The following is an 18,091-nucleotide window of genomic DNA, read 5'->3' on the forward strand; positions in this document are numbered from 1 at the left end:
TTAATTTAAATTAATTATTTCCTGTAAAAGCCTCTACCGTGGCCTGATCAGCCTGGTTTATGCCTTCTTTTTTTATTACTTTTTTTAAAGTAAGGAACATCACTTTGCAATCTGTTGCAAATGATACATTCTCTATGTACCAAATATCTAATTCAAATTTCATCGTCCAGGAAATGGCATTTCTCCCATTTACCTGCGCCCAGCCTGTAATGCCAGGGCGTATATTGTGTCTTCGTTTTTGAGATTCATTATATAAAGAAAGGTAATGCGGCAACAGAGGTCTGGGACCTATAATCGCCATGTCTCCTTTCAATACATTAATTAACTGTGGAAGCTCATCCAGGGAAGTCTGACGTATAAAACTTCCAACCCTTGTTAAGCGTTCCGAATCGGGCAGGTAATTACCTTGTCCGTCTTTTTTATCATTCATTGTCTTAAACTTGATGATATTAAATATCTTCTCATTTAACCCAGGCCGTGCCTGCAAAAAGAATGGTTTGCCCTGATTTGCGAAATACAGCAAGACCGTGACAATAATGAAAACAGGTGACAACAAGATCAGCCCTATTAACGCAATCAGAAAATCTATAACCCGTTTTAAAAAAAACTTATACACGGTAATCTTTTTCTTTAATTAGTTTTTTGTATTCACTCAATAAAGCGTTCCAGATAACAGACTGCTCATAACGAGATTCGATCATCGGCCGGGCATTCATTTTTAATTTCTGATAATAATCTGTGTCCAATTTCATTTTTCTCATTGCTTCACTAAGCTTTTCACTGTTTTTGACCGGAACTATTGCTCCATTTTGGTCTTCTATAATAATTTCGTTGCATCCGTTGATATCAGAAACAATGCTTGGCAATCCCATTGCTCCCGCCTGCATCACTACATTTGGAAACCCTTCCCGGTAGCTTGGAAAGGCCAATGCATCGGAAATAGCAAAATAAGGACGTACATCTTTCTGAAAACCTACCGATATGATATCCGGGTTATTTTCAATTTCTCTTAATGTATCCGGATGCAGAGGATCCAGCTCCTGTTCCAGTGGGCCAACCAGCAATAATTTGGACTGGCGCTGTGAATTTTCTTTCTTGTTTATGTGAGAAAAGGCTTTGACCAATTCGTTAATTCCTTTATCCCCTACCAAACGTCCTACAAAGACAAACACAAAATGTGCATCTTCTATATTCAATTCTTTTTTTAAAAGATCTTTCTGTGCTTCGGTAATCTGTCCGGGGGAAAAATGTTCCAGATCAATACCGTTCACATTACCATTTCCTATAACTTTTAAAGACTTTGAAGTGATTTTGTAATCAATTAAGTCTTTTCTCACTCCTTCCCCTTCAGGATAAATATGGGTGGCCGCTGAGCATAATAGCTTATCCATACTGATAAGGAGTTTCTGCACCATCCCTTTTCTCGTCGGGAAAATAAGCCCGGTAAAGGTGTGTATACGGATCGGTACTCCTGCCATTTTTCCTGACAGCATAGTTAAAAGTCCTGCTTTAGGAGTTATGGAATGTACAATGACCGGTTTTTCTCTTTTTAAAATTTTATATAATTTATAGAGAGAGGTGAGGTCTTTTAAAGGACTGATTCCTCTTTCCATATTTACTTCAATCGTTTTTATACCTTCTCTTTGTTCTACTTCGTCAAGCAGCTGACCTTCGGAAGATACCCCCACAATATCATAAAACTCGCTTAAGAACTTCAATTGCCCTTTTAATAAAACATTCAAAGACAATGGTATTGTTGATGTCCGAATTATTTTCATATTAGTATAAGGATTGAATATCTTTTATTAATCTGTTCCTGCTTTCTGTCACCAGACTCATGGATTGTTCCAGCTGTGATTTTATATCATCATATTCTGAAATAGCTTTATCAAATTTGTTAATCAGCCAATCCGACTCTACATCCTGAATCTGAACCACATAATCATCCAAATTAAAATCTCCCATTATACCCAGAGCTTTGTTACCTCCATATCCGATAGCAATGGAAGGAACCAGAGATGTCAATGAAAATATGATGGAATGAAAACGTGTCCCTATGAAGAAATAAAAGTTGGAATAAACCGCTTTCAATATATCACATGATAAATTTTCGTTGATCCAGATGATATTAGGATCCTGAACTTTCTTAAGCAGATCTTTTATGGCATTACGGTCGTCTTCGTGGGAATTAGGCCCTAATGACTGGTTACATAAAGCGACCTTATACCCTTTACTCAAAAGGTGCTTTATAAGGTCTGCAACTGAGTCGATGTATTTTTTGTACAGTTCTTCCGGATTTGACAAGCCTGGAAAACGCCAGGGACGGATCGTAACTCCCACAATCTTATCCTCCGGTGTTAAATTATATTTCTGTAATATTTTCAGAGCTTCTTCCTGGCTTCCTTTTTCTAAGAAGAACCCAAGATCCATTTCTACCGGAATATTTTTTTCCAATAACTGGCCCAGGCTTTTTGAAGAAACATTCTCACGGGCATACACCAAATCCAGCTGATTGAATACTGTACGTACCTGCTGCTTAACCGTTAATCCTATGAACGGACCATATGAATTGGGTAAAAAAACAACTTTTTTCCCTAGTGCCTTAGCCAATCTGACATAAAATAAGAAATACCACATTAAATATGGTGCGGTTTTTTCACCGTAAGCATGAATGAAACCTCCACCTTTCACAAAAATGGTTTTTGCCTCATGAAACTGCTTAACGGTTTGATAAGTTTTATGATCAAAGGATTTCTTTACTTTCTCAAGGTCATTACATATTTTAATTAAATGTCTGGTATTTTTAAAGTCCAGCCCTGCATTTCTAATTTGCTTTAAAAGTTCAAATTTTGATTCTTTAATATGTTCTCCCGATTTATGCTGCCCTCTTCGGGGGTGTTTTAAAATATTATCTAATAATTTAAAGCCATGTTCTTCGGACTGTTTACACAACAATGCTCTTTCTTCGTCATTTTCACCGGCATCCAGTATATATACTTCGTCATACAGCCCTGTATCTTTGGCCAGCCTCCAGCTTTCCCAAACCAATGCCTGGTCTCCCTTATTTAAATCTGTTACTCCTGGTACTATTATAGCATTATTCATTCTAAATCAATTTTCCTTGTTTAATCCTGTGTGTGTTTTGCTTTACTTTATGGTTGATGTATACATTCAGTGCTATTCCAAAAGGAATTGCGATAAGGGTATATAGCTTATTGGGGGAACCTTTAAAAAAATTCCATTTTTTGGCAAAAAGACACGAAGATATATAGTGTACTGAGTTCTTTAGCACTATTTTTTTGTTTATCCCATACTTCATTTTCACTTTTCTGTATTCAATAAATGATTTGGGGCTTTCTTTATATCTTTTGTATAGTCCATTGGATAATCCGTCCTGCTGGTATTCTATAATACAGTAGATTTCATTTGAAAGAAGAAATTTATAATCCTGATCAATCAGTGTGAATATCCAGCTGACCTCATGGAAAATTTCATTTTCAAAATAAGGGTAAGGCAAATACTTTTTATAAATCTCAGTATCAAAAATATATTTCTTGTCTCCTTTAATTTTATAATGATCTACTAATTCAGAATAAGTAGATTCTTTTCTATCCGGTAAATTTTCTCCTGCTACGGAACCGTCTTCATAGGCATCTAAACCAATAATTCCTGCAGAATTGCTTTTTTTATTGGCTTTCCAGAATTTCAATATTTTTTCAATACCGTCAGCAGGCAAGTAATCATCAGAATCTATACAGGTAAATAACTCAGTATCTATATAGTCAAGGGCTAATATCTGAGCTGCCAGCTTCCCTTTATTCTTTTGATAATAATACTGTATTTCGATCCTGTTTTCTTCTATCCATTTTTCAACCTGGCTGGAAGTATTGTCGCTGGAACCATCATCTACAATGATCCACTTGAAATCCGGGCTACTTTGACTGCACAAAGAATCATAAAGCCTGATCAGCGTTTTCTCTCTATTAAATGTTGGCGTAAAAACAGTTATTGACTTCATGATTTACCCAATTTTTTAAAGATTTTATCAAACTCTTCTACCTGGTTTCTTTTACCATAGTTATGGATGATCAATGATTTTCCGTTGCCGGCAATAAACTTGTACAGCTCATTGTCGTTATAAAGTTTATAGATATACTCATAATAGTCATCTACATTATTATGAGTGGCAATATATCCAGTAAAATTGTGCAGGATATAATCTGTAACCCCTCCCACCGGATTAGCAATAACAGGTATTTCAAACGCCATAGCTTCCATAATTACACGAGGTAACCCTTCTGTATCGGACGGATGTATTAAAATATCGCTGTTCTTGAAAACACTGTACGGATCTTTTTGATTGAGCAGAATCTCTACATGATCATCAAGTTTATATTGACTGATCTCATGGCGGATTTTATTTAAAAAATTCTCTGAAACAGGTGTGTCATATACGGCTCCCATTAAGATTATTTTAAAATTAATATCATTATCTTTTAATCTCCTTGCTAAAGAAATTGATAAATCCTGCCCTTTTGCCGGTAAAAAACCGCCACAATGCAAAATCACCATAGGGTCATTATCCTTCCGTTCTGTTCTTTCCTTTTTGTATTGCTCAACTTTTGTTAAATCAATAGCATTCGGCACTACAAAAATTTTTTCCAAAGGGGCCAAACCTCCTGTATAAATAGCCTGTCTTGTAGCCTGAGAAACTCCGATAAAATAATCGGAATTGTACTTAAACATCAGCTTTTTCAGGAAGCCTATAGAGTTGTACGCAAACCAGCCCCGTGCAAAATAAGCGATCTTATAATTTCTTCCTTTCTTTAAGATCGAATTGGTTTTAATATTATTTACAATAACCACATCCGGCTTAAAGGTGTTCTGAAATTTTTTGAATTCTTTTTTCAGTCTGATCCAGTCTAATAAAAACAAAGTGATATTTATACCTACCTTAAAAGGATTTCTGGTACTGAAAATGGCTATAGGGCTATCGTTTTTCTTTAAAATCTTTATTGGGATTTTATTGGCTTTTACATCTTCAGTAAATTCATTGCAACTGCCCCAGAAATCTACGATAACCGAATTATGCCCCTCTTCATTTAGTCGTTTCGCCAATTCAATCGTGCTCTTACGGGCACCACCATGAATTTGAACGGCTTCAAGGAAAATTATGTTCATTTTTTATATCACTTTCACTATATGGTTAGATAAAATTCGGGTTATTAGTTTTTTAGCTGAGTTTTAACTTGAACAAAACAACTACAGTATTTTAAAAGCCATAAGCTCAAAATATTGTCATTATTCTCAATAATAAAAATGATTTTTTTTCAGATCTGTGTGTTCAGATAATAATAGTGTTGTAGTAAATTTATCTTTAAAATAATACATTTATGTGAATTATTTGTTACAATAATTACATTATTAATGAATTTTTCACTACATAAAACAAATATACAAAAAAATAATATGTCACAAATATTTGAATCAAAGTTTATATTTTATTAACTTTTAATAAAATGATAAGTCATTGAACAAAAACGAAATACATTAAAAGCCATTTAAAAAATTATGAATGATTTCGTATTCCAAATTAACCTTTGCTTTATTCCAGTTTAAGGCTGTATCATAAAACCCTAAGCACCGGTCATAAACATAAGGCTGGAACCCGTAACTGATCTCCACAATCAAGGGCTGGTCCTTAGAGTCGAATATAAAATCATAAGCAACACATACCATATTTAACTGCCTGGCAGCCTTAAAAGCAATATCTACTGCTTCAAAATTAAATTTTCCCGGATCAAACTCCAGCATTCCACTACCGGAAGCCCTAAAGTCGTTATCTCTTGTATTTCTTTTGAGATAATAGCATTTATTGCCGATAACAATAAGCCGGATATCATAGGAAAGACCAGGAATAAACTCCTGGAAATAGACATAATTTCTCTGTTTTGGAAAAACTTTGTACTGCTTGTCTACAAAAATGCCTTTAAAACCCCATTTCAAAACTCTAAGAAAATTATGAGTAGTTTTCTGTCTCCAGAATCTTTCGATGGTATCTGTAAAAACCGTCCATGAATCAAAGGCATCAAAGCCACGCCCAAATGCCTGATTTATAATTTTTTTGGCCTGATTTTTTGTTCTTACGAGTTTTACATTAATTGACCCAGCACCTCCTTTTAGTTTGAAAACTTTTGGAAATGACGTATTTTCTATATATTCTTCCGCTTCTTTTTTATGATAGAAAACATCTGCTTTCACCAAAGGTGCATCCAATGCTTCCAGAAGATATTTCTGAGCTACTTTATCATCAAAATGCCAAAATGAATCTTCATTGGGAAATGTTTTTATCCCGATCTGGCTAATGGCTCTGAACAGGGTTTTTGCATGCAGCATATCTTCAAAATAATTCTGGTTGAAATGCCACATGAAATGGGTTGCCTTATGTTCTTTTATCTGCGTTATAATATCATTATCAAAAGCATTCAATATAACATAAGGTATATTTTTTTCTTGTAAGTATTCGATCCAGCGATCCGAAAAACTTCCTTTACGGTGATGTACTGCTACCTTCATTTCTTTGTTGTAAAAAATTTATAAAATAATCCTCCACCCATTACACATCTTGCTAAAGACAGATTAATAGCCGCACCCAATACGGAGTAATAATGAATCAGAGGGTATGCTAAAATAAAACCCAAAAGGGATGCAAACAGCGTATTTTTCATGACCAGCTTATCCTGACGGTGCACAATAAAATAATTGAGTCCGAAAATGTTATACAGCGTATATCCGAACAGCCCAATTGCCAACACTAATAATATCCAGAAGGCATTGTCATAGTTGATATTTAAATACCAGAAGATTAATTTATTAAAAGCCAAAACTCCAATTATCATGACACTTATAGTGACCAGCATCATATTTTTATACCATTGGAATGCATCTTTTTTGCGGTTTAAAAAAGGGAAAAATACACGGGAAAGGATTTCTATTAAGGTGACAATCAAATTTACTATCGTTAAAATAGCCTGATAAATCCCCACTAACTGTGGTGTTCCCAAAATTCCCAACAGGAAAGTACTGGTATTGTTATACAGGTTAGGAACAAACTGGTTGATGAATATCGGTGAATTGGTCTTTATGGTTTTAACAATCAGTTTATAAGGCAGAAAAATAAATTTCAGCTTATATTTTTTCACCAATAAATACTGCCCTACCAAACCAGCTCCTATATATCCGGCGCTTTGCAATAAAGGGTAAATCCAGAAGTCACTTTCTTTCTTAATCAGAATAAAGACACATAAGGTAAAGAAAAGCTTAATTCCTAAATTCAGATAAGTGATATATCGCATTTTTTCAATACCCTGAAAAAACCATTCTGGAAATAAGACATATCCCAGTAAGAGTAAGCTTGTGTAAAAGTAAATTTCTTTGTTTTCGTAAAATGGCGGATACAGATATACTGCTATTGCAATAATAAGCCAGGAAAGCAACAAGAAAAGAGTTTTAATCGTTAATACCTTACTGTAGATAATATTCAGTTTTTTGGGACTGTCTCTGTAAATAGCCACATCACGGGTCGCTGTAATCCTGAAACTAAAATCAGTAAGGGCAGTAAAATAAGCAATGAGTGATGCTGAAAAGACTACTACTCCATATTTTTCAAATCCTATTACTCTTAAAATATAAGGCAGGGTAACCAATGGCAACAGCATTCCTATTAACTGCAATGCAGATAATGAAACAAAGTTTTCCAACAGTGCTTTTTTGTCTTTGGTGTTAAAAATCTTTTTTAGTCTGTTGATCATTATTTTAAAGTAATCGTTTCGTCGTTATTTTTTAATTTCTGATCATAGCTGCTTTTGCTTTTAGAAACCGTTGTACCGAGTTTGCCAAAATCCATATTCACACTGACCTGATGCGGAGCCCCTTTAAATGACCTGAATTTTGCTGTTGAATTATTTTGTGAAGAAAAATTACTGACACTAATATTTCCGTTTAACTCAGGAAAGCCTGCATTGGGCTTATCTCTGGTCATCGCCATTGCAAGACCAATTTTAGATCCGTTATCCTTAAAATTGTTTATTGCCACTGAAATTGCCTTCTGCTTTTTACCTACCATATTTCCGGGAGAAATGATGATTCCGTAATTCCCGTTATTTTCGGTTTCGATGTTATTGAGCTTAACATTTTTTACCTCGTAGGAATTACTGTCCGGCTCGATGTCGATTCCTGCCTGAGGGTTAGTTCCGGAAGTATTAGCAATGTAAGCGTTTTCCACCAGCATATTAATGACTCCTCCTATGGTTAGTCCGTTTCTGCGGTTATCTTTTAATATGGTATTTTTAATATTGATATCTGAAGAATTGATATTATTTCTGCTGCCTATGCAAATTCCATCTCCCCAGCTGCTTTCAATATAAGAACCGATGATATTGATGTTACTGGATGACAGTATATAGATTCCCATTCCCCATTCTCCGGTGGTCGACAAATGCTTATGTTTGTCTCCTGTGATATTGGCGTAATATATATCCACATTCTGAATATTGAACAAATTAAGCATTCCGTTGCGGTCCTTAGCATTAGGTTTCATGATGAGCTTTGAATTCTTCTGAAAAAGAATTTTCTGACCTGATTTCAATGCCAGTCCATTTTCGTTAATCAAAACAGGAAAATCAGGCATCATAAGAGTGGAATTCTCAGTTAGCCCCTTCTGAATATATGTGGTATAATCTGTATCTCCGTTTTTAGAATACCCTTTTGGCAGATAAACGGTAAGATCTTTTGCATTCTTGAAATATTCGCTTTTAACTGTTGCATACCCAGAAAAACGGTCTTTAACATATTCCTGAGAGCTTCCCCAAAAAAATATGAATACGGAAAATAAGAATATCAGCTTTTTCATTTTGCTAGATTTAATTTGTTAATCATTGTAAAGAATGGTATAAACACAACTAGGTTGATAAATAACGTAGCGGAAAGGGAACCAATATTAATCATCATGGATGTTGAACAGCCAAAAGCTAAAATGATATATAAAAAAAATAAAACCGGGGAATTTGTTGTGTAAGCTTTTGTCTCAAATTTAAAGGCTAAGACGGTTAAAACAAATATATAGATGTAGAAAAAATACTTTGAAAAATGATAGAGTCCTGCTACAGAGACAGGCACAATCTGATCCCTGGAGCGGCCGGCCCCATAGATCTGATTATTGAATTTAATGTTGGTCTTATAATTGTCATTGGAAAACTTGGACAATACAGGGATATTCTGGGTAATGTCAGAAATAAAATAATAATACTTGTCAAATGGATTTACCATGTTCTTCTCATAGGAATCGTATCCTATAGCATAGTTGGCCACTCCCCCAAAATACGCATTCAGTTCATGGAGGGTGAAAAACCCACCTACATCAGCTTTTTTCGTATTCCCGGAAAACTTAGCCAGTGAAGCCACCATTAATATAAGCCCAAAGAAAACAGTGGTATAGGTAACTACTTTTTTTCTGTAAGCCGGATAAAAATAAATCAATAAGAGTATTAAAGGAAAAGAAGCATATACAATACTGAAACGGCTGATCCCTACAATAATGGTGGCATTGATTAATACAACCAGTATCGAAAGCATCAGTTTTGTGCCCTGCTTCAGATTAAATGAATTGATTACTGAAAAGATAAATAGAGCAATATATGCCCTCATCACAGGGAACATAATACTTACTAAAGGAGAAATATTTTCCAAATCTCCGGAAACTTTAAGCTTTAAATAGGCGGCAACGTCCCATACGAAACTTAATTTATGTAAAAAGCTCCTGTTGGTTGCAATAATCAGTACGAATAAAAGAAATAAGCCGGTAGTAATGGTATTTAACGGTAAGAAATTCAATTTACCGGTTTTTAGTTTTGTTTCTTTCGAATAAGTACAGATAAAATAAGCTATTAAGATGAATAACAGCTCAATAAGCATCATAGAAACAGCATAAGCTTCGTTAACTGTAGTGCTGCCAAATCTTAATTTGTCGCCTCCTATAAAAAGAAGAGGAATAACAATATAACGCATGATCTGCTGAATCGTTATGATCCAAAAGATAAAATACGACTTAAGCTTTACAAATATGTTGGAAATAAATAAGGTAAAGAAACCTAAACCTATCGGTAAAAAGTAAACATCCTGATAAGAAGTATTGCCGATTTTCCCATAGATAAAAAAACCTATAGAGAAAAACAGAAAACTTAAAGTGAATAAAACTAATTTATATGATTTATTTCCCTCCATGCTCAATAGGCTGCTTACTTCTAGTTAAAATAAATAGTATAATACGGTACAAACATCTCAAATCCGGAATGAATCCGGAAAGGCCGAGAGAAAAAGTAACTTCTACCTTTTCTCTCAGCTTTAATTTTTATTACAGCCTGGAATCACATTTCTCCAGGATTCCTTTTACATCATAAATGATCCCTTCTTCCTTCAGATAGTGATTAAGGTTGATATCCATAAATTCCTTGTGTGCAACAGTAAGAATAATTGCATCAAATTTTTCATCCGGAATCTCATTGATCACATCCAGGTCGTACTCATGTTTTACTTCTTCAGGCTTAGCCCACGGGTCAAAAGTAGTAACGTGCAAAGCATAATCTTCCAGCCCATGGATCACATCTACCGCTTTGGTATTACGTACATCCGGACAGTTCTCTTTAAAGGTAATTCCTAAGTTTAAGACCTTGGCACCATTAATCGTAATCTTCTTTTTAATCATCGTTTTCACGAGCTGGGAAGCCACATACTGTCCCATAGAATCGTTAAGACGGCGTCCTGCCAGGATAATTTCCGGGTGATAACCGTTCTCCTGAGCCTTCTGAGCAAGATAATAAGGATCTACACCAATACAGTGTCCGCCTACCAATCCCGGTTTGAACGGTAAAAAGTTCCACTTGGTGCCTGCAGCCTCAAGCACTGCATGGGTATCTATTTCTAAAAGGTTGAAAATTTTTGCCAACTCATTGACAAAAGCGATATTGATATCTCTCTGTGAGTTTTCAATTACTTTGGCAGCTTCTGCAATCTTAATAGTCGGAGCTAAATGAGTTCCGGCAATAATCACAGATTTATATAAAGCGTCTACTGTTTTTCCAATTTCCGGTGTAGAACCTGAAGTCACTTTCAGAATCTTCTCCACGGTATGTTCTTTATCTCCAGGATTAATCCGCTCCGGAGAATATCCTGCAAAGAAGTCCTGATTAAACTTCAATCCTGAAACTTTTTCCAGAACAGGGATACATTCTTCCTCGGTAGCACCCGGATATACAGTAGATTCATAAATTACAATATCTCCTTTTGACAATACTTTAGCCACCGTTTCCGATGATTTATATAACGGCGTAAGATCGGGGCGGTTATGCTTATCAACCGGCGTTGGAACCGTAATAATATAGATGTTTGCATCCTGGATATCGTTGATATCAGCAGAGCAGTACAATCCATTTTCATTGGAATGGTGAAAAGGGCTTTCCTGTTTTAATATAGCTTTCAATACTTCGTTTTCCACTTCTAAAGTATTGTCTACACCGGTATTCAATTCCTCAATCCTTTTCTGATTGATATCAAAACCTACAACCGGATACTTGGTTGCAAATAATCGTGCTAAAGGCAGACCTACGTATCCTAATCCGATAACGGCAATTTTATATTGTTTTTCCACAAAGACTCGATTTAAACTTGTTTATTTTAAATTTTCCCAATACCAGCTGATAGCTTCTTTTAATCCTTTTTCTATCGTATGAGTAGGCTGGTATCCTAATAATTTTTCTGCTTTTTCAACAGACGCCAGTGAATGCGGGATATCCCCCACACGGTTCGGACCATAAATGACATTCACATCGGCAATTTGTTCATCGAATTCGCTTAAATATTTTTTAAGGTATCCAATCAGATTATTCAGTGTTGTACGATCCCCGACTGCTGTATTATAAACTGTGTTCACTGCTTCAGGATTCTCGGTAAGCATGGCCAGCTCATTCATCTGAATGACATTATCGATATAAGTAAAATCACGTGAATAATCGCCAGTTCCGTTAATGGTTGGAGATTCGTGATTGATTAACTGCTTTACAAACAAAGGAATCACAGCAGCGTATGCCCCATTCGGATCCTGCCTGCGTCCAAATACATTGAAATATCTCAAACCAATGCACTGCATTCCGTATGTTTTTCCAAACACGTCTGCATACAGCTCATTGACATATTTGGTAATGGCGTATGGCGATAACGGTTTCCCGATCACATCCTCCACTTTAGGCAATGATGCAGAGTCACCATAGGTAGATGATGAAGCAGCATATACAAAACGTTTTACCTTGGCATCACGGGCAGCAATCAGCATATTTAAAAATCCTGAAACATTCACATCGTTACTTGTAATAGGATCTTTAATTGATCTCGGAACAGAACCTAATGCAGCCTGGTGAAGTATATAATCTACATTCTCTACTGCTTTTTGGCAAACTTCCAAATCACGGATATCCCCTTCAATCAGTTTATAATTTGGGTTGTTAAGGAAAGGCTCGATGTTGTGACGGTGCCCTGTTGCAAAATTATCTAAGCAAACGACATAATAGCCTTTATTTAAAAAATATTCCGTTAAGTTGGAACCTATAAAACCCGCTCCTCCTGTAATTAAAATTTTATGCATTTCTATGATTTAAAAATTTTCTTCCACCAGCTATTTTTATCCTTGGTCTGACTGTAGCCATAGCCATAGCTGTAGTTATATCCATAACCTCCTGCCCTTCTGGAAACATCGTTAACGACAAAAGATACATTCGTCAATTTAGAGTCTCTTACAAGGTCGTTAGCAAAATCTATCAATATATTTTTTGATACTCCGGATCTTACGACATACAATGTTGCATCCGCTGTATCTGCAATACTCAGTGTATCCGAAACCAGCATAAGTGGTGCAGAGTCTATAATAATATAAGCATACTCAGAAGACATCTGCTCAATAAGCTTCTGATATCTTCCATTAGAAAGCAGCTCCTGAGGATTGGGAGGAATTGAACCCGCATAAATGACATCACATGAAGGATTCGTAGTTGATGTGTGGACTAGATCCTCTACATTCACCGAATCATCATATAAATATTCTGTAAGACCTTTTCTTTTCACAGGTTCACTGTCATATCTCTGGATCTGAGGATTACGGATATCCGAACCAATCAGAAGGGCTCTTCCATTTTTATTGGCTATGGTAAGGGCAAGATTAACGGATACCAGGGTTTTACCCTCACCTTTTACCGAAGAGGTTACCATAATCACTTTGGCAGAATCTTTTGTAGGCAAAACAAATTTAAGATTGGAAACAAGAACCCTGAATGCTTCAGCCAACTCCGAAAAGTCGTTTTTCTGCACCAAATGGTTTTCATTATCTTTAAGAGACGGAATATCTACCAGTACGCCCAGTCCGGAACGCTCCTTAATATCATCTCTGTTATAAATTTTGTCATCCAGCATGAACAGTAAATAGAAAACGGCAAAAGGAATCAACATCCCAAGAAAAAGAGCTCCTGGAAGGATAATATCTTTTTTAGGGGATACCGGGGTATCTTCTGTAAATGCAGGGTTTACAATTTTGGCTTTCGGAACTTCTACGGATAGGTTGATTGCGTTTTCCTCTCTTTTCTGCAGAAGGAATAAGAAAAGCTGCTCTTTAAGGTTCTGCTGACGTTCTATTCCTCTGTAAACTTTAGACTGTCCCGGAACTTTTTCTATGACGTTATTGCTGGTTGTGATTTGGTTTTGAAGTTGGGAAATACCTGTCTGTACCGTTTGTTTTTGCTCATTGATATTATCACGAATAATGCTTTTGAGAGAAGCAATTTCCCTGTTCATCTCTATGACAGCAGGGTTTTCATTGGTGGCCTGCTTAAGGGTTTTGTTTCTGCTGATGATAAGCAAATTATATTGGGAGATAGACTGCTCCAACGAAGGATTCAGCCCCAGGTTAGAAGGCATAAGCTGGTTATTGCCTTTTGAAGCTTCTGTTGAAAGGGAGTTCAGAAGGTCAAGCTGTGCCTGCTGCTGAAGAAGAACTTTAGTATTCTCGCTGGTATTCTGCAGGGCCAGTTCTGCCTGTGCCTGCAAATCAACAATTCGGTTACGGTTTTGGAAATCTTCTTTCTGGTTTTCTACTCCTGAGAGATCTTTAGTGATTACCTCCAGTCTTTTATCAATAAACTCCTGGGTGTTCTTGGCTTGCAGGTTTTTATCTCTCAGTCCGTCCAGATTATACTGTTTGGTCACTTCGTTCAGAACAGCCTCTGACTTTTCTGGAAGAGATCCTATTAGGCTAATCTCCATCAGCATGGCCTTTTCATCCGGAATGTTTACCTGTATTGTTTTTTCTAGCTTTTTTACTTTCTCAATAGGGTTCGAGAAAATAATTTTGTACTCAGAATTAGGCTTAATAGCAGAATTTCTCTGCAATATCACCGTTCCAAAGTCCAGCTGTAAAGGAATATTGAATTTCCCTGTAACATCCTTTTTTTTCTCACTGTGAAGTGTAAACTGATCCCCTTTTATTTCCGATATGGAGTACTGGGAGGATACAAATTTTTCGTTGGTATAAGCTAATATCTTTGCCGTTATGGGAGCATTCGTAAACAGTTGCGAATCTTTAATTTCTCCTGCACTGAAATATTCTACATTTAGATTAAGGTTTTTCACTACCTGCATGAGTATAGGCCGCGAGTTCACTACTGCTGCCTCACTTTTCAGCTCATCTGCATTACCAAGACCTATCCCGAGATTATCAAGATCGGCCAAAGCTGAAGAAAGATCATTTTGTTTTTTATCAAATTTAAGGGTAGTCTTTGACTGATATTTGGGAACGCTATATCTGAGATAAATATAAGCGCCAGCCACAAAGAGCAACATAGAAGCAATAAACCACGGCCATTTATACAGGTATTGAGAAATGGTTTTTCTTATGTTCAATTTTTCTTGCCTTGCCTGAAATTCTGTCTGCTGCATATATTTATTATCTTGTTAAAGCAACAATAAGTGTCCCTGCCGTTAATAATGCTCCAATAATCTGGAATGTAAGAGCCCTGTTAGGATTTGTATTTGCCTGAACCTGCTTGTTTTTATCCGGCTGTACATATAATATATCGTTTTGCTTCATATAGTAGTATGGTGAGCTTACAATATCGGATCTGGAAAGATCAATATTAACCACCTGGTCCACCCCGTCATCACCTGTACGGATAAGCTTTACATTCGTGCGGTCTCCAAAGTCCGTCATATCACCTGCAAGGCCAAGTGCCTGGAATACATTGATTTTTTGGGAAACGCTTTCTTTCTGGCCCGGATCTTTCACTTCACCCAAAATACTTACATTAAAGTTTTTTAGAGTAATGGACACCATAGGATCTGTAAGATATCTCTTCAGACGCGACTCCAGGTCCTGCTTTAGCTGTACCTGAGTCATTCCTTTAGCGTAAACATTCCCTAAAACCGGGAAAGAGATATACCCTTCTTCATTCACTAAATATTCACTTGGCTGTACATACTGATTAATTCCGGTGTTGGTATCGCTTCCTACCTTATTGGTTGTATTAAGGTTGAAAGGTTTTACAGCAATTTCATCAAGTGCAGAAACAAGAATAAGAAGAACATCCCCTTCCTGGATATGCAAACCCTGAAACTTTGCCCTGCTAACTTCTTCCTCCATATTATGCTTTGACATATACACCATATTCTGTTTAGGTTTACACGATAGCAAAGTAACCGACATCAGTATTATATACGTAATAATAGTTTTCTTCATATGTTATTTAAGTCTATTCGAATTAATACTCAATTTTATTAAAGATATTTACAACAAAATTCAGAAATAAGTATATTTTTTTACATTAAACCAAATTTCACCTATACGTGAAATGAATTTAAATGAAACATCTTATTTTAAAAGTCAATTCATTCTGTAGCAATTTTCATTCCGATTAGAAATAAAACAGTAAAAATATTTGATTATTTTTCACTTATCAACACCATAATTCAAACTATGTTACTGATAGACTTCACGTTCCGGTGTTTTATCTAAAATTTCAAACTCCGAATTATTACTTATAAATTCCGGTACAATTATTTTCAAAATCTGAACGACCTGCAAACTCTCTTTTTTTATGGCCGAACGCATAATCTGCCTGCACAGAAGTTCTATATCTTCAAATTCCATCAGCGGGTCTCTTGAAATCATGATTTTCTCATGATGGGTAGGAATAGTCGTAGAATTATCTGTTAGAAGCTCTTCGTACAGCTTTTCGCCAGGTCTTAACCCTATAAAATCAATTTTAATATCAACATCCGGCGTATATCCGGATAACTTTATCATCCTTTTAGCCAGATCCAGAATTTTAATAGGCTTGCCCATATCAAAAACATAAATTTCACCTCCGTTGCCCATTGTCCCTGCCTGAAGTACCAGTTCGCATGCTTCAGGAATGGTCATAAAATAACGGATAATATCGGGATGGGTAATGGTAACCGGACCTCCTTTTTCAATCTGTTTCCTGAAATGCGGTATTACAGAACCGTTAGATCCCAGCACATTCCCAAAACGGGTTGTAATAAATTTTGTTGTATTATCAGGAGAGTTTTGTAAAGACTGCACAAAAAGTTCGGCAGCTCTTTTAGAGGCTCCCATTACATTGGTTGGGTTCACAGCCTTATCGGTAGATACCATCACAAACCGGCCAACATGATATTGCCTGGATAATAAAGCTAAGTTTCTGGTACCCCCGATATTTACAAAAATAGCTTCATGCGGATTGTCTTCTATTAATGGAACATGCTTGTAGGCTGCTGCATGATATACTATTGAAAAATGGTAATCTTCAAATAATTTTTCAAGCCTGTAGTAATTCGAAATATCCGCCAGCACAAATTTGAAATTCTGGTTCGGAAATCTTTCCAGCAACTCAAGCTTCAGTTCATGTAAAGGGGATTCAGCCTGATCTACAACCACAATAAGTGATGAATCCAACTGAGCAACCTGCCTCACAATTTCACTTCCAATAGACCCGGCACCTCCGGTCACTAGGATACTTTTATTAAAATGACGGCTTTTTACTTCTTCACTTTCAATTTTTATCGGGCTGCGGTCCAGTAAATCTTCAATCTGAAGGGGACTGAAACCTCCTACAATACCATCTTCCTTTATTTTGTTGAGACACGGTGCTTTCAACACTTTCAATCCTTTATCCAGTGCAAGTGTCATCCACTCTTCCATTTCTGCCTTCTCCATCGTTCCCCGGATTAAAACCGCATCAAATTGGTTAGTCAGACTATGACTTTTAAGAAGTTCTTTTTTATTATAAATCTTATACCCTAGTAACATTGCCTTTTTGGAATCTGATCTGGCGCTAAAAAAGCCTTCCAACTGATAAGCGTGCCCCGGATTATGAATAATTGCATTGGCCAATGAGACAGATTCGCCCCCCACTCCTACAACAGCAACTCTTATTTTGGATGGGATACTCTTATACTTATGATCCATAACCATGCTAAAAAGCTGTTTGGTAAGCATCCTGAAAAAGAACATGAGAAGAGTGGAAATGAAAAAGAATAAAAAAAGTGCCGGATATAAATAAAGCGGCCTTCCCAACACCATATCTGATATAAAATTCAGGCCCAGCAATACTATAAAGGTACTGCCCGAAGACCACAGAATTTTAAAAAAATCAAAAAAAGTAGAATATCTTATTATTCCTGCATATGTTTTGAAGAGGAGCATACATAAAATATTAACCCCAATAACAGTTAAAATTTTTTCATTGAGATATTCAACAAAATAAATTTTTACGTGCAGTTTTTTTAATAACAGATAGATCGTTAAGACAGAAAAGGAAACTATTGAAATATCAATAAAAAAAACTAACCACCTAGGTACGTACCTTAACTCTTTGATTTTAAAAACATTCCCCATACTACAGATAAACCTAAAAATATTTATATTTTTTATTTAATTCAACATTTGGTGGTTTTTAATTTTAAACAAATATAATTAATTATTAATACAGTATTTAGC

Annotated in this window: 14 protein-coding genes; all 14 read right to left on the bottom strand. The window is 36.0% G+C overall.

From position 1 onward, the window contains the following. Positions 1-10 precede the first annotated feature (10 nt). The 14 genes from DRF61_RS14800 to DRF61_RS14865 all read right to left on the bottom strand — a co-directional run bounded on the left by DRF61_RS14800 (position 11) and on the right by DRF61_RS14865 (position 17,989). Complete coding sequence (locus DRF61_RS14800; RefSeq protein WP_111958370.1) at positions 11-616, bottom strand: sugar transferase; 606 nt, start codon at positions 614-616, stop codon at positions 11-13. Continuing rightward, the gene (locus DRF61_RS14805; protein ID WP_111958372.1) at positions 609-1,778 is read right to left on the bottom strand and encodes a glycosyltransferase family 4 protein; all 1,170 of its coding nucleotides are present in this window, start codon (positions 1,776-1,778) and stop codon (positions 609-611) included. The genes DRF61_RS14800 and DRF61_RS14805 overlap by 8 nt, the downstream gene beginning before the upstream one ends. Before the next feature lies 1 nt (position 1,779). Beyond that, a complete protein-coding gene (locus DRF61_RS14810) occupies positions 1,780-3,105 on the bottom strand; it encodes a polysaccharide pyruvyl transferase family protein (RefSeq protein WP_111958374.1) in 1,326 nt (441 codons plus the stop codon). A 1-nt stretch (position 3,106) separates the two neighbouring features. After that, positions 3,107-4,018 (bottom strand): glycosyltransferase family 2 protein, encoded by a 912-nt coding sequence (locus DRF61_RS14815; protein WP_111958376.1) that lies wholly within the window; start codon positions 4,016-4,018, stop codon positions 3,107-3,109. Next, the gene (locus DRF61_RS14820) at positions 4,015-5,181 is read right to left on the bottom strand and encodes a glycosyltransferase (protein WP_111958378.1); all 1,167 of its coding nucleotides are present in this window, start codon (positions 5,179-5,181) and stop codon (positions 4,015-4,017) included. The genes DRF61_RS14815 and DRF61_RS14820 overlap by 4 nt, the downstream gene beginning before the upstream one ends. Positions 5,182-5,550: 369 nt before the next feature. Then, the gene (locus DRF61_RS14825) at positions 5,551-6,576 is read right to left on the bottom strand and encodes an ATP-grasp domain-containing protein (protein ID WP_111958380.1); all 1,026 of its coding nucleotides are present in this window, start codon (positions 6,574-6,576) and stop codon (positions 5,551-5,553) included. Next, the gene (locus tag DRF61_RS14830; protein WP_111958382.1) at positions 6,573-7,811 is read right to left on the bottom strand and encodes an oligosaccharide flippase family protein; all 1,239 of its coding nucleotides are present in this window, start codon (positions 7,809-7,811) and stop codon (positions 6,573-6,575) included. Before DRF61_RS14830 ends, DRF61_RS14825 begins: the two co-directional genes overlap by 4 nt. Further along, positions 7,811-8,911, bottom strand: coding sequence for a glycoside hydrolase family protein (locus DRF61_RS14835; protein ID WP_111958384.1), 1,101 nt, complete (start codon positions 8,909-8,911; stop codon positions 7,811-7,813). Before DRF61_RS14835 ends, DRF61_RS14830 begins: the two co-directional genes overlap by 1 nt. Beyond that, positions 8,908-10,281: an O-antigen polymerase gene (locus tag DRF61_RS14840; protein ID WP_111958386.1), complete on the bottom strand. Its 1,374-nt coding sequence runs from the start codon at positions 10,279-10,281 to the stop codon at positions 8,908-8,910. Before DRF61_RS14840 ends, DRF61_RS14835 begins: the two co-directional genes overlap by 4 nt. A 130-nt stretch (positions 10,282-10,411) precedes the next feature. Further along, a complete protein-coding gene (locus DRF61_RS14845; RefSeq protein ID WP_111958388.1) occupies positions 10,412-11,704 on the bottom strand; it encodes a nucleotide sugar dehydrogenase in 1,293 nt (430 codons plus the stop codon). Positions 11,705-11,725: 21 nt separating this feature from the next. Continuing rightward, positions 11,726-12,694 carry an SDR family oxidoreductase gene (locus DRF61_RS14850; protein ID WP_174772307.1) on the bottom strand — a complete coding sequence of 323 codons (969 nt, stop codon included), beginning with the start codon at positions 12,692-12,694 and terminating at the stop codon, positions 11,726-11,728. Positions 12,695-12,696: 2 nt separating this feature from the next. Beyond that, complete coding sequence (locus tag DRF61_RS14855) at positions 12,697-15,033, bottom strand: GumC family protein (protein ID WP_111958392.1); 2,337 nt, start codon at positions 15,031-15,033, stop codon at positions 12,697-12,699. Between the two features lie 7 nt (positions 15,034-15,040). Then, the gene (locus tag DRF61_RS14860; RefSeq protein WP_228452605.1) at positions 15,041-15,748 is read right to left on the bottom strand and encodes a polysaccharide biosynthesis/export family protein; all 708 of its coding nucleotides are present in this window, start codon (positions 15,746-15,748) and stop codon (positions 15,041-15,043) included. 321 nt (positions 15,749-16,069) lie between these two features. Beyond that, on the bottom strand, positions 16,070-17,989 hold the full coding sequence (locus DRF61_RS14865; protein WP_111958396.1) for a polysaccharide biosynthesis protein: 1,920 nt from the start codon (positions 17,987-17,989) through the stop codon (positions 16,070-16,072). Between the last annotated feature and the right edge of the window lie 102 nt (positions 17,990-18,091).

It is taken from the genome of Chryseobacterium lathyri, assembly GCF_003290185.1.
In the GTDB taxonomy this organism is placed as follows: domain Bacteria; phylum Bacteroidota; class Bacteroidia; order Flavobacteriales; family Weeksellaceae; genus Chryseobacterium; species Chryseobacterium lathyri.